Raw genomic sequence first — 12,902 nt, forward strand, 5'->3', positions numbered from 1 at the left:
TGGATAAGGTGGAGTTAAATCAATATTTAGAAATGTTCATTGAAGAAAGTAAAGAACATTTACAATCTTGTAGTGATAATTTACTAGAATTAGAGAAGAATCCAGAAGATTTAAGTATCGTAAATGAAATTTTCCGCTCTGCTCATACATTAAAAGGTATGTCTGCCACAATGGGTTATGAAGATTTAGCAGACTTAACTCATAAAATGGAAAATGTTTTAGATGCTATTCGAAACAATAAAATTAGTGTCAGTTCGGACATATTAGACGTTGTTTTTGAATCCGTAGATCACCTAGAAGATATGATTATGGATATTGCAGATGGTGGAGATGGAAAACGTGATGTAAAAGATACAGTAGCTAAACTAAAAGCAATTGAATCTGGACAACCTATTTCCTCCCAAGAACAAGCTCAAGCTTTAGAAGAAGTTGCAGCTACAGTTACGCAAATTAACGAAGTAGAGCATATGCAATATGATGACTATGAAAAAACTGTTTTACAACAATCTTCAGAGCAGGATTACAATGCTTTTGAAATTACGGTAATTCTTCGTGAAGACTGCCTATTAAAAGCAGCTCGTGTATTTATGGTATTTGATATTTTAGAGAAAAACGGCGATGTTATTAAATCAGTTCCTTCTGCCGATCAACTTGAAGAAGAGAATTTTGACCAACAATTCCAAGTTGCATTTATTACGAAAGATTCTGCGGAAGAAATTCAGAAAAAGATTATGAAAGTTTCAGAGGTAGATAAAGTAATAGTTTCAACATTAACAAAAGATATGTTTACAACCTCTGCAACAGAAGTAACACAGGTAGAACCAATTACTAACACAGATACTGAACCAACACCTGTTGTTCAGCCAACTGAAAATGAAACGAAACAAAAATCATCGACTCCATCTAAATCACAGTCACATGCTTCAAGTAAAACGATTCGAGTAAGTATTGATCGACTAGATATTCTAATGAATCTATTTGAAGAGTTAGTGATTGATAGAGGGAGACTTCAATCGATTTCTTCTGAGGTGAATCATACCGAATTAAACGAAACGGTTGAACGAATGAGCCGTACGATGGGTGATTTACAAAATATTGTACTAACTATGCGAATGGTTCCTGTAGAAACGGTATTCAATCGTTTCCCTAAAATGGTCCGTACATTATCTCGTGATTTACATAAAAAGATTAACCTTGAAATTATCGGTGCCGAGACAGAGCTTGACCGAACAGTAATTGATGAAATCGGTGATCCTTTAGTTCACTTAATTCGAAACTCACTTGATCATGGAATTGAAAGTCCTGAAGAGCGTATTGCAAAAGGTAAGCCTGAAGAAGGTACCGTTATTTTACGAGCTTATCATAGCGGAAACTACGTCTTCATCGAAATTGAAGACGATGGTGCTGGTATTAATAAAGATAAAGTATTGAAAAAAGCTATAGCACGAGGAATCGTTACGAAAGAAAGTGCCCTTACATTAACAGATAAGGAAATTAATGAATTAATTCTTGCATCAGGGTTCTCAACTGCAGAAGTGATTTCCGATATTTCAGGCCGTGGTGTAGGACTTGATGTAGTGAAAACAACAATTGAATCCTTAGGTGGAAGTATTTCAATTGACTCGACAGAAGGTGTAGGGTCAACTTTCTCTATTCAATTACCGCTTACATTATCGATTATTTCTGTCATGTTAGTTGAAATTGAAGATGAAATGTATGCAATACCGCTATCATCAATTATCGAAACTTCAATTATTAAAAAGTCAGATATACTAAATGCACATAATCAAAAGGTAATCGATTTTAGAGGAAAAGTTGTACCGTTAATTTATTTAGAAGAAATTTTTGAAGTTCCTCGCGAAAAAGAAATCGATGATGAGTATCAATCTGTTGTCATTGTTCGTAAAGGCGATAAACTAGCAGGTTTAGTAGTAGATTCCTTTATTGGGCAACAGGAAATCGTCCTAAAATCGTTAGGTAATTATTTAACAAACATCTTTGCCATTTCTGGTGCAACTATTTTAGGAAACGGTAAAGTTGCATTAATCGTAGATTGTAACGCATTGATGAAGTAAAGGATGAAAGAGGTGTTAATATGACTAATTTAGTTGACCAAGAATTTATGAAGGTAATTATTTTTCAATTAGGTGAGAAAGAATACGCAATCCCTGTTTCTAACGTGCAAGGAATTGAGAAGTTAATGCATATTACTCGTGTACCTAAAGCTGAAAAATACGTAAAAGGCGTTATTAATCTTAGAGGTGTTGTAACGCCAATCATTGACCTTCGAGAACGTTTTGGATTACCAACTGCAGAATATATGGATTCCACAAGAATTATCATTTGTACCCTTGATAATATGGAAGTTGGTTTTGTTGTTGATTCTGCAAACGATGTAATTGATATACCAGTAAATTCAATTGAAAATCAACCAAATGTTGTTGGTACCGTTGAGGTTGAATTTATATCTGGTGTTGCTAAAATTGACAATCGTCTTTTAATTCTTTTACATCTTAATAGAGTATTAATGCCAGACAACTAACTATTAAAAGTAGGGATACAAAAATGAAAATAACTGCATTACATTTAGATATTCTAAAAGAAATTGGGAATATTGGTGCTGCTCATGCTGCAACGTCTTTATCCAATCTTGTAGGTAGAAAAATTGACATGCGGGTCCCAAACGTAGATATGGTGAACTTTACAGATATGATGGAACTTGCGGGTGGATCTGAAAATGTTGTAGTAGGTATCTATTTACGTATCGAAGGTGATGTAGAGGGGAGCATGTTCTTTATATTACCTGTGGAGCAAGCAAACCGTTTTATTCAACGATTAATTCAAGATGAACAATTTGATTTTTCAAATAATCTTGTATCAGAAATAGGGTTATCAGCTATGCAAGAGCTAGGTAATATATTGTCAGGATCTTATTTATCTGCATTATCGGATTTTACAGGACTAAAGATATATCCAACTGTACCTGGGCTAGCAGTTGATATGTTTGGAGCGATTATTAGTATTGGTTTAATCGAGATATCACAAATCAGTGACCATGTCATAGTGATTAATACATCCATTTTTGAAGAAGGATATGGTGACTGTGAGGAAGTACGTGGCCATTTCTTCCTTCTACCAGATCCTGAATCATTTGAATCGTTATTCAATGCTTTAGGTGTTGTTTAAATGTTTTCGTCTAAACAGGTAGTAAAAGTAGGAATCGCTCAAATGGATGTAGTAAAATCACCAGATACAATTCGCACTTCAGGTCTTGGTTCTTGTGTTGGTGTAGTTTTATATGACGAAACGAAAAAAATTGCAGGTTTAGTTCATGTAATGTTACCAGATTCAAGTCTAGGGAAAACAAGCACTCTAAATGTAGCAAAGTTCGCTGATACAGGTATAGAAGCTTTAATAGATAAGTTGAAAGCAGAAGGGGTACAACCATTTCGATTGAAGGCAAAAATCGCTGGCGGAGCTCAGATGTTCAAATTTACAACGGATAACGATACGATGCGTATTGGCCCCCGTAATGTTGAAGCAGTTAAAAATGCTTTGAAAAAACACGGTATACCAATTGTTGCAGAAAATACTGGTGGAAATAGTGGTAGAACGATTGAATTTAACCCTGAAAATAGTCTGCTAAATATTCGCACCGTCAATCAAGGAGTGTGTGATATATGATGGTAGGTACACTTCTTTTAAATTTCTGGGCAGCCTTAGCTGCATTTACATTTTACTTTTTAATTATGTTCCAAAAACCCGAATCTCCTTTCAGTATTATTATAGGGTCATTTATTTTTGCAATCATTGGATTTGTTGCAATGTTTATTATTAGATACCTAATTGGATACATATTATATACACCGGAAGATAACATAGAGGCATCTAATAAAGACGAAAATAAATCCAATACTCAGGCTTCTCAACAACCAAAGGAAAGTACATCTTCATTTGAAATGAATGATAGTAGCTCAGGGGAGATTGCAAAAGTTGTAAGAACAATGATGAATAGTTAACAAAACAAAAAGGCTTGATAAAAAATACTTTTTCAGCGATCAAATTGTCTTGAGAATTGTTATAAAAATATGCTCATACTTTAATTAGAAAGACGTTCGCTGGAGAGGCAGGCTGAGACTCTCTCTAAAATGCTAAAGCATTTTCTCGTTGTGATGTAAATTCAAGGAAGCATTCCTTGTCCTACGGGATGTAGAAGCAGACTTGAGACCCTGCAGAGCTTTAGCTCGAAGCGGCTCAAGGCTTCCCCGTGGAAAGCGAGGCCTGCATCGGAAGCGAACGACACTATATCCAAAAAGTACAATCGGAAAAGAATGATTGTACTTTTTTACTTGTTAGAATAAGAATTCAAAGGGATCTTTCAAATTACACAGAATAGTACAATTTCGGATTAATCGAACAATGTGTTTTTTTGGCGGTATTTGTTATAATAACATTAGAATTTACGCACAGCCTGAAGAAAGGTGATACGATGGTACAACCAACTTTAGACGAACAAAAACTTTGGAATAGCTGGACACAAAATCGAGATCCACAAGCTGGTGATCAGCTGATTAAAAAATATAAATCATTAGTGAATTACCATGCACAAAGAATTAGTGCGGGATTACCTAAAAATATTTCAAAAGATGAAATTTTCAGCTTAGGAATGATTGGACTATTTGATGCACTAAATAAATTCGATATTAATAGAGATTTAAAATTTGATACATATGCTTCGTTCCGTATTAGGGGAGCAATCATTGATGGACTTAGAAAAGAAGATTGGTTACCACGTTCTGCTAGGGAAAAGGCGAAGAAAATGGACGCTCAAATTGAAAAACTAGAGCAAAAGTTAATGCGACACCCAACTCCCGAAGAATTAGCAGAACACATGAATGTCCCGGTTGATGATATTTATCAAACAGTACAAGAACATTTCTTTTCAAATCTATTGTCCATTAATGAACAACAAGATCAGGATGAATCTGAAGGAAAAGAATTCGTTCTCCGTGATGAACGTACAAAAACGCCAGAACAATCCGCCATACAATCAGAATTAATCGATGAATTGGTAAAAAATATTCAAAATTTAAATGAGAAAGAGCAATTAGTTCTTAGTCTATTCTATACTGAAGAAATGACGCTAACTGAAATTGGCGAAATGTTGAATCTTTCAACTTCCCGTATTTCACAAATTCATTCTAAGGCATTATTTAAACTAAGAAAGCTTCTCTCTTCAGAAATGATAAATGTTAACTAAGTTGGAATGTATCTTTGCCAATCTAAGCGAGAACTGATTTAAGATTGGAGGTTCACTAATGAGTTTAAAAGGTGTGGAATTACAAATAGCCATTCCTAAGACTTTTGATGCAGGAAAATTAGCTGAACAGCATCAGCACAATGTTCTACAGCAGCAACTAAATGCCAATGAGGCTTTAAAAAAAGAGTTGGTGCGAAAGCAATTGACTGTAATTGATACTGAACCGACAGAAAAAATCAACAAAGATGAAAACAACAAAAACGGGAACGATCAACAGACGAAACAGAATCATCCAAAGAAAGACACTAAGGAAACAAAGAAAGCAACTCATCCATTTAAAGGGAACTTTATTGATTACAGTGGATAGGAGAAACAGATGTTAACCACTATATTTATTATTTTATTAATTATTTCACAGCTGTTCTGTTTTTACATCATAGCCTTATTAAATGCAAAGGTTGCTAAATTTAAAGATTTAGAAGTACGACAAGAAAAAATAATGCGTGAAATGGAAGAGTCCATTAGTCTATACCTTGTTGAAATTCAAGAAGAGAACGATCGGTTAATTAAAGAACTCTCAGAAGTTCAACCTACAAAAAAGGTAAGAAAAACAGCAGATATGGTAGAAACTGAAATAGAACGGACTACCGATAAGAACGAGGGAAATATAGATTCAAATAATCTTTCATATGAACAAAAAGTATTTGTGCCGAAGTCTATTGCTAGAAATGCCTATAGTAAAAATAAAACATTAAAAACGAATAACGATACTAAAACAGTTGATAATGCCTTTGAGTCAAATTCTGAAGCACCGATAATTTCCTTTAAAGAACATGTTATAAAATTACATAATCAAGGAAAAAATATAGAAGAAATAGCAAAATTGACGAATAAAGGTAAGACTGAGATCGAATTATTATTGAAATTCCAAGCTTAAAATTGTTGCAGTAGGCAATACGTTGTGTTATGATATCACTTGGTGTTAAATTAACTTCATTTAAAGTGATTTTTGTTTCAAACAATTTGAGGCTAAACCATAAACCTAATACTTCTCAAAGTAGTAGGAAGTATGAAGTTAATTGCCTCCGGCGGATGCCACAGATTTTTAAAGGTGAATTTTCGAGCGAGCTCGAAAAAATCTGGGCGGCACATTCGCCAAGGCAAATGTGATAAAACACACGCATTTTGATGTAGTAAGTGGTGCTTTTAGAACTAAAAGTTGCTTGTTACAGATGAAAAATGCGGAGGAAAAAAACCAAAACATTAGGAGGAAACATTCATGTCAGTAATTTCAATGAAACAATTACTTGAAGCTGGTGTACATTTCGGTCACCAAACTCGCCGTTGGAACCCAAAAATGAAAAAATACATTTTTGTTGAGCGTAACGGTATCTACATTATCGATTTACAAAAAACAGTTAAAAAATTAGAGGAAGCTTACGAGTTCATGCGCCAAGTTGGGCAAGACGGTGGTAAAGTTCTTTTCGTAGGAACTAAAAAACAAGCTCAAGAAGCAATTGAAGAAGAAGCTATCCGTTCTGGTAACTACTTCATCAACCAACGTTGGTTAGGTGGTACTTTAACAAACTTCGGTACGATTCAAAAACGTGTTGCACGTTTAAAAGCAATCGAAAAAATGGAAGAAGACGGTACTTTTGACGTACTTCCTAAAAAAGAAGTTGTTCAACTTAAAAAAGAACACGAACGTCTTGTTAAATTCTTAGGCGGTATTCGTGATATGAAAGAAATTCCGGACGTAATGTTCGTTGTTGACCCACGTAAAGAGCGTATTGCTGTAGCTGAAGCTCGCAAATTAAATATTCCTATCGTAGGTATTGTTGATACAAACTGTGATCCAGATGAAATCGACTATGTAATCCCTGCTAACGATGATGCTATCCGCGCTGTTAAATTATTAACTGCTAAAATGGCTGATGCTCTAATCGAGTCTAAACAAGGTGAATCTGAAGCTCCAGCAGCTGAAGAAGCAGTAGTAGCTGAGTAATTCACTATTTAAGGTGATAAGTGGATATTCCCCTTATCACCTTTTTTTAAGAACATTTTAGACAAAGTTTACCGCCGATAATTTTCGATTTATTTGAAAGTTTCTTGGCTATTCTAAGTCTAAATTGAGCAAATAGATATAGTAAAAACTATGTACAATTTTAAGGAGGAACCCCCCATGGCAATTACTGCACAATTAGTAAAAGAACTACGTGAAAAAACAGGCGCAGGAATGATGGACTGCAAAAAAGCACTAGTAGAAACTAACGGAGACATTGACGCAGCAGTTGATTTCTTACGTGAAAAAGGATTATCTTCAGCTGCTAAGAAAGCTGACCGTATCGCTGCAGAAGGTACAACTTACATTTTAGCAAAAGGAAATGAAGCTGTAATCTTAGAAGTTAACGCAGAAACTGACTTCGTAGCGAAAAATGACAAATTCCAAGTATTAGTTGCAAGCCTTGCTGAAACTCTATTATCTGCAAAACCTGAATCTGTAGAAGCTGCTTTAGAAGTAGTAAATGCTGAGGGCGTTAAAGTTGTTGACCAAATTTCATCAGCTGTTGCAACAATTGGTGAAAAAATCACTTTACGTCGTTTCGAAATTAAAACAAAAACAGATGCTGATGCATTCGGTTCTTACTTACACATGGGTGGAAGAATTGGTGTATTAGTAGTACTTGAAGGTTCAACAAACGAAGAAGCTGCTAAAGATGTAGCTATGCACATCGCAGCTATTAACCCAACTTATGTTTCACGTGACCAAGTTTCTGAAGAAGAAGTTGAGCGTGAGCGTAAAGTATTAACTGAACAAGCATTAAACGAAGGTAAACCTGAAAACATCGTTGCGAAAATGGTTGAAGGACGTCTTGGAAAATTCTTCGAAGATATCTGCTTACTTGACCAAACTTTCGTTAAAAACTCAGATCAAAAAGTACGTGACTTCGTAAAAGCAACTGGTGGAAACGTAACTTCATTCGTACGTTATGCTGTTGGTGAAGGTATTGAAAAACGCGAAGACAACTTCGCTGAAGAAGTTATGAACCAAGTTAAAGGTAACTAAGACAAATCAAATAATTGTGTCATTAATTTACACATTGAAACAATAGGGAGCACATCACAGTGTTCCCTATTTTTCAAGATAAAACTTACATACGCGAATATTTGCTTTATAAAATAGATGATTTGAGAGTATTATTACGAATAGCGTATGAATTCAACAAGAGAAATCCATAAATAATGAGTTACGGAGGTTTACTATGAGTGTGCCACAATTCAAACGAGTTGTAATTAAATTAAGCGGTGAAGCATTAGCAGGAGAAGCAGGCTTTGGATTATCACCACAAATTATTAAGTCTGTTGCTGAAGAAATTAAAGATGTTGTTAATTTAGGTGTTGAAGTTGCTGTAGTAGTAGGTGGAGGAAACATTTGGCGAGGAAAAGTTGGTAGTGAAATGGGGATGGACCGTGCATCAGCCGATTATATGGGTATGTTAGCAACGGTTATGAACTCTCTTGCATTACAAGATGCTTTAGAAAAGCTTGAAATTCAAACTCGTGTTCAGTCATCGATTGTTATGACACAAGTTGCAGAACCATATATACGCCGAAAAGCAGTTCGTCATTTAGAAAAGAAACGTGTTGTCATCTTTGCTGCTGGTACAGGTAATCCTTTCTTCTCAACTGATACAACTGCAGCATTACGTGCAGCTGAAATTGAAGCTGAAGCAATTTTAATGGCTAAAAATAACGTAGACGGGGTTTATTCAGCAGATCCTAAAACTGACCCAACTGCTGTTAAATATGACGAACTTACATATTTAGACGTCATTCAAAAGGGACTTCAAGTAATGGATTCTACAGCTTCCACATTATGTATGGACAACGATATCCCATTAATAGTATTCTCAATTATGGATAAAGGAAATATTAAACGCGCCGTTCAAGGTGACAAAATCGGAACAATTGTTAGGAGGAGTCTATAATGGCTAAAGATGTATTAGCACAAGCAAAAGACAAAATGGAAAAATCAATTTCTGCATATTCACGTGAATTAGCATCCATTCGCGCTGGACGTGCGAACGCTTCATTACTTGACCGTATCACTGTTGATTACTATGGTGCCCCAACTCCCGTCAACCAACTAGCTGGTGTTTCAGTTCCTGAAGCACGTTTACTCGTAATCACTCCATATGACAAATCAATATTAGGTGAGATTGAAAAAGCGATTATGAAATCTGACATTGGTATTACACCAACAAATGATGGTAATGTTATTCGTTTAACGATCCCTGCATTAACAGAAGAAAGACGTAAAGAACTAGTAAAAGTAGTGAAAAAAGAGGCAGAAGAAGCGAAAATTGCAGTTCGAAATGTACGCCGTGATGCAAACGAAGATTTGAAAAAATTAGAGAAAAACGGCGATATTACTGAAGACGAACTACGTGGATTTAACGATGATGTTCAAAAATTAACAGATCAATCAATCGTAAAAATTGATGATTTAGCAAAAGAAAAAGAAAAAGAAATCCTTGCAGTTTAAAATGTGAAAGAACTTTATGTCAATTGAGACGTCCTGCCATAAAGGGCGTCTCTTTTCATTTTTATAATTGTGAAAGAATTCAATATACATACGATCACAATACATGTGAACGCTTATTACTAAATATCTTACAGTTTTTATTTGTAATAATTTATTTTATACTTACTACGTATATTAAAATACAGTAAATGTAAATAAAATGATTGAAATTTGTTTGTTCTTAAAAAAGACACAAACATTCGTTTTTGATATGATTATGTAAGAATACGTCCGATTTATTGTAAATGGGGGAATACAAAAATGTTTTCTAAACTATTTGGAAAAAAACGAAATAAACAAAACTCTTTATTAGACCGTGCTACGATTTTGTCTAATAAAGAAATACTTCCAAGCCACATTGCAATTATTATGGACGGGAACGGACGTTGGGCAAAAAAACGAGCTTTACCTCGAATTGCGGGGCACCATGAAGGAATGAAAATTGTTCGAAAAATCGCTCGTATTGCCGATGATTTAGGGGGTATAAAAGTACTTACCCTTTACGCATTCTCAACTGAAAATTGGAAACGGCCTAAATCAGAAGTAGAATACTTAATGAGTTTACCGGAAAAGTTTCTCAACTCTTTTTTACCAGAGATAATGGAACGTAATATAAGAGTAACGATGATGGGAAATAAGGACGGGCTTCCAAAGCATACTCAAATCGTTTTAAATGATGCGATGGAAAAAACAAAAAATAACAGTGGACTTATTTTAAATTTTGCTATGAATTACGGAAGTAGAGATGAAATAGTAAAAGCAATGAAGGCAATACTAAGTAATGTAGAAAATGGACAACTGACGATTGATGATATAAATGAGTCCACAGTAAATCAATACTTAATGACAAATACATTACCAGAGCCAGATTTATTAATACGAACAAGTGGAGAAGTACGTTTAAGTAACTTTATGTTATGGCAACTTGCGTATACAGAATTTTGGTTTACTGATACTCTTTGGCCTGATTTTGATGAACAAACATTTTTAAATGCAATCCATGATTATCAAAAGAGAAATCGCAGGTACGGAGGGTTGAAAGGAGAAGGGAAAGTTTGAAACAACGAATTATAACGGGAGTCATAGCAGCAGCAATTTTTATCCCGTTTGTTGTATATGGAAAATTACCTTTTACAATTGGAGTATATGGATTAGCACTAGTAGCGCTTTATGAAATACTCCGAATGAAAGGGATTAAGATCTATTCGGTACCTGGTTTAATAGGTACTTTACTTTTATTTGCAATATTAATGCCTCCTGAGTGGGCAGCTCAAATGCTAGAAATAACGAGTTATTCAAAATTTGAGTTATTAGTTATAGGAACAATTTTGTTATTAGCTTATTCTGTTTTGGTGAAAAATCATTTCACATTCGATGAAATTGGATTTATTGTCCTGAGCTCATTATATATTGGAATTGGTTTCTATTACTTAATAACAACAAGAGAAGCAGGACTTACGTATATTATTTATGCTCTACTTGTTGTTTGGTCGACTGATTCTGGTGCTTATTTTACAGGAAGAAAATTTGGTAAACGGAAGCTTTGGCCAGAAATCTCACCAAATAAAACGATTGAAGGTTTTGTAGGTGGGATTATTATTGCTGTTATTTTAGCTTCTGTAATGCAAATTATTACTCCATTTAATATGTCTTGGAGTTATTTTATCATCGTTACGATTATTAGTTCGATTTTTGGACAATTAGGGGACCTTGTAGAGTCAGCAATTAAACGACACTACGATGTAAAAGATTCAGGCTGGATTTTACCAGGACACGGTGGAATTTTAGATCGTTTTGATAGTTTACTATTCGTTTTACCGTTATTAAATTTACTGCATTTTGTAAGTTAGTGAAAGGAAGTTTTAGTTTTGAAAAAAATTAGTCTTTTAGGTGCAACTGGTTCTATTGGGTTGCAAACAATTGATATATTACTTGCTTATCCAGAAAAATTTAAACTAGTTGCATTCTCTTCAGGAAAAAATATAGAAAAAACGATAGAAATTATTAAACAACTCCAACCTGAGCTCGTTTCAGTGCAAGAAGAGCAAGCAGCAACTGACTTGCAAAAACAGTTCCCTACGATTCATTTTACATATGGAAAAAAGGGATTAGTTGAAGTAGCAACGCATCCTGATTCTACAGTTTTATTAAACGCTGTATTAGGTAGTGTTGGGTTAGAATCCACATTAGCTGCCATTCGAATGGGGAAAACAATTGCCATTGCCAATAAGGAAACGTTAGTAACAGCTGGTCATATTGTAATGGCTGAGGCAAAAAAACATAATGCAACAATTTTACCTGTTGATAGTGAGCATTCCGCGATTTTTCAATCAATGAATGGCGAAAATAAAAAACAGGTGAACCGAATTATTATTACAGCTTCTGGTGGTTCGTTCCGTGATAAAACCCGTGAAGAGTTAAAACAAGTAACTGTAAAAGAAGCATTAAATCATCCCAACTGGTCAATGGGTGCAAAGATTACAATAGATTCTGCAACGATGATGAACAAAGGTTTAGAAGTTATTGAAGCTCATGTATTATTTGATTTACCATATGATCAAATTGATGTTTTATTGCATAAAGAAAGTATTATTCACTCTCTAGTAGAGTATGATGATACTAGTGTAATTGCTCAACTTGGTACACCTGATATGAGAGTTCCTATTCAATATGCACTTAGTTTCCCAGACCGTTATCCAGTAAAAAATAGTACGCGACTTAACTTAGCACAAATTGGACAACTTCACTTTAAAGAAGTAGATTTTGACCGCTACCGTGCTATAAAGCTTGCTTATGATGCTGGACGCACTGGTGGGACAGTTTTAACAGCGATGAATGCAGCAAATGAAGCAGCAGTTTCTCTATTTTTACAAGAGAAAATTTCATTCTTACAAATCGACGAAATCATAGAACAAATTATGAACGATCATAACAATATTTTAATGCCAGATTTAGAAACTATTTTACATGTAGACAGCGAGACGAGAAAAACTGTCCTTGGCATGGTAAAATAGAAACTATTCATGTTTGGTATTGATTTTGGTCTAACTTGTAACT

General features: G+C 34.7%; 15 protein-coding genes. All 15 read left to right on the forward strand.

Going from position 1 to position 12,902, the window contains the following annotated elements; genetic code table 11:
* The first annotated feature begins 8 nt into the window (after nucleotides 1-8).
* The 15 genes from CRO45_RS02445 to CRO45_RS02515 all read left to right on the forward strand — a co-directional run bounded on the left by CRO45_RS02445 (nucleotide 9) and on the right by CRO45_RS02515 (nucleotide 12,859).
* Nucleotides 9-2,075 carry a chemotaxis protein CheA gene (locus CRO45_RS02445; protein ID WP_097148028.1) on the forward strand — a complete coding sequence of 689 codons (2,067 nt, stop codon included), beginning with the start codon at nucleotides 9-11 and terminating at the stop codon, nucleotides 2,073-2,075.
* Between the two features lie 20 nt (nucleotides 2,076-2,095).
* Entirely contained in the window at nucleotides 2,096-2,542 is a 447-nt protein-coding gene (locus CRO45_RS02450; RefSeq protein ID WP_097148029.1) for a chemotaxis protein CheW, read from the forward strand.
* 23 nt (nucleotides 2,543-2,565) lie between these two features.
* Nucleotides 2,566-3,186: a chemotaxis protein CheC gene (locus CRO45_RS02455; RefSeq protein WP_097148030.1), complete on the forward strand. Its 621-nt coding sequence runs from the start codon at nucleotides 2,566-2,568 to the stop codon at nucleotides 3,184-3,186.
* Nucleotides 3,187-3,684: a chemotaxis protein CheD gene (locus CRO45_RS02460; protein WP_097148031.1), complete on the forward strand. Its 498-nt coding sequence runs from the start codon at nucleotides 3,187-3,189 to the stop codon at nucleotides 3,682-3,684.
* The gene (locus CRO45_RS02465) at nucleotides 3,681-4,019 is read left to right on the forward strand and encodes a hypothetical protein (protein ID WP_097148032.1); all 339 of its coding nucleotides are present in this window, start codon (nucleotides 3,681-3,683) and stop codon (nucleotides 4,017-4,019) included. Before CRO45_RS02460 ends, CRO45_RS02465 begins: the two co-directional genes overlap by 4 nt.
* 470 nt (nucleotides 4,020-4,489) lie before the next feature.
* A complete protein-coding gene (locus tag CRO45_RS02470) occupies nucleotides 4,490-5,260 on the forward strand; it encodes a FliA/WhiG family RNA polymerase sigma factor (RefSeq protein ID WP_097148033.1) in 771 nt (256 codons plus the stop codon).
* Between the two features lie 58 nt (nucleotides 5,261-5,318).
* The gene (locus CRO45_RS02475; protein ID WP_097148034.1) at nucleotides 5,319-5,627 is read left to right on the forward strand and encodes an RNA polymerase subunit sigma; all 309 of its coding nucleotides are present in this window, start codon (nucleotides 5,319-5,321) and stop codon (nucleotides 5,625-5,627) included.
* Nucleotides 5,628-5,636: 9 nt separating this feature from the next.
* Nucleotides 5,637-6,197, forward strand: coding sequence for a hypothetical protein (locus CRO45_RS02480; RefSeq protein ID WP_097148035.1), 561 nt, complete (start codon nucleotides 5,637-5,639; stop codon nucleotides 6,195-6,197).
* A gap of 342 nt (nucleotides 6,198-6,539) precedes the next feature.
* A complete protein-coding gene (rpsB, locus tag CRO45_RS02485) occupies nucleotides 6,540-7,265 on the forward strand; it encodes a 30S ribosomal protein S2 (RefSeq protein WP_097148036.1) in 726 nt (241 codons plus the stop codon).
* Between the two features lie 177 nt (nucleotides 7,266-7,442).
* Nucleotides 7,443-8,327, forward strand: a complete 885-nt coding sequence (tsf, locus tag CRO45_RS02490; protein WP_097148037.1) for a translation elongation factor Ts — start codon at nucleotides 7,443-7,445, stop codon at nucleotides 8,325-8,327.
* A gap of 196 nt (nucleotides 8,328-8,523) precedes the next feature.
* Entirely contained in the window at nucleotides 8,524-9,249 is a 726-nt protein-coding gene (pyrH, locus tag CRO45_RS02495; RefSeq protein WP_097148038.1) for a UMP kinase, read from the forward strand.
* Entirely contained in the window at nucleotides 9,249-9,806 is a 558-nt protein-coding gene (gene frr, locus CRO45_RS02500) for a ribosome recycling factor (protein WP_097148039.1), read from the forward strand. Before pyrH ends, frr begins: the two co-directional genes overlap by 1 nt.
* A gap of 300 nt (nucleotides 9,807-10,106) precedes the next feature.
* Nucleotides 10,107-10,904 (forward strand): isoprenyl transferase, encoded by a 798-nt coding sequence (locus CRO45_RS02505; protein ID WP_097148040.1) that lies wholly within the window; start codon nucleotides 10,107-10,109, stop codon nucleotides 10,902-10,904.
* Complete coding sequence (locus tag CRO45_RS02510; RefSeq protein WP_097148041.1) at nucleotides 10,901-11,695, forward strand: phosphatidate cytidylyltransferase; 795 nt, start codon at nucleotides 10,901-10,903, stop codon at nucleotides 11,693-11,695. Before CRO45_RS02505 ends, CRO45_RS02510 begins: the two co-directional genes overlap by 4 nt.
* 18 nt (nucleotides 11,696-11,713) lie before the next feature.
* Complete coding sequence (locus tag CRO45_RS02515; protein WP_097148042.1) at nucleotides 11,714-12,859, forward strand: 1-deoxy-D-xylulose-5-phosphate reductoisomerase; 1,146 nt, start codon at nucleotides 11,714-11,716, stop codon at nucleotides 12,857-12,859.
* Nucleotides 12,860-12,902 lie beyond the last annotated feature (43 nt).

The sequence above is a fragment of the Ureibacillus acetophenoni genome, from assembly GCF_900220965.1.
Classification (GTDB): Bacteria; Bacillota; Bacilli; order Bacillales_A; family Planococcaceae; genus Ureibacillus; species Ureibacillus acetophenoni.

What these genes read in the sequence shown, in the direction of transcription:
- CRO45_RS02450 (WP_097148029.1), top strand. Translation starts at nt 2,096, where the DNA reads ATGACTAATTTAGTTGACCAAGAATTTATGAAGGTAATTATTTTTCAA.
- CRO45_RS02455 (WP_097148030.1), top strand. Translation starts at nt 2,566, where the DNA reads ATGAAAATAACTGCATTACATTTAGATATTCTAAAAGAAATTGGGAAT.
- CRO45_RS02460 (WP_097148031.1), top strand. Translation starts at nt 3,187, where the DNA reads ATGTTTTCGTCTAAACAGGTAGTAAAAGTAGGAATCGCTCAAATGGAT.
- CRO45_RS02465 (WP_097148032.1), top strand. Translation starts at nt 3,681, where the DNA reads ATGATGGTAGGTACACTTCTTTTAAATTTCTGGGCAGCCTTAGCTGCA.
- CRO45_RS02470 (WP_097148033.1), top strand. Translation starts at nt 4,490, where the DNA reads ATGGTACAACCAACTTTAGACGAACAAAAACTTTGGAATAGCTGGACA.
- CRO45_RS02475 (WP_097148034.1), top strand. Translation starts at nt 5,319, where the DNA reads ATGAGTTTAAAAGGTGTGGAATTACAAATAGCCATTCCTAAGACTTTT.
- CRO45_RS02480 (WP_097148035.1), top strand. Translation starts at nt 5,637, where the DNA reads ATGTTAACCACTATATTTATTATTTTATTAATTATTTCACAGCTGTTC.
- rpsB (WP_097148036.1), top strand. Translation starts at nt 6,540, where the DNA reads ATGTCAGTAATTTCAATGAAACAATTACTTGAAGCTGGTGTACATTTC.
- tsf (WP_097148037.1), top strand. Translation starts at nt 7,443, where the DNA reads ATGGCAATTACTGCACAATTAGTAAAAGAACTACGTGAAAAAACAGGC.
- pyrH (WP_097148038.1), top strand. Translation starts at nt 8,524, where the DNA reads ATGAGTGTGCCACAATTCAAACGAGTTGTAATTAAATTAAGCGGTGAA.
- frr (WP_097148039.1), top strand. Translation starts at nt 9,249, where the DNA reads ATGGCTAAAGATGTATTAGCACAAGCAAAAGACAAAATGGAAAAATCA.
- CRO45_RS02505 (WP_097148040.1), top strand. Translation starts at nt 10,107, where the DNA reads ATGTTTTCTAAACTATTTGGAAAAAAACGAAATAAACAAAACTCTTTA.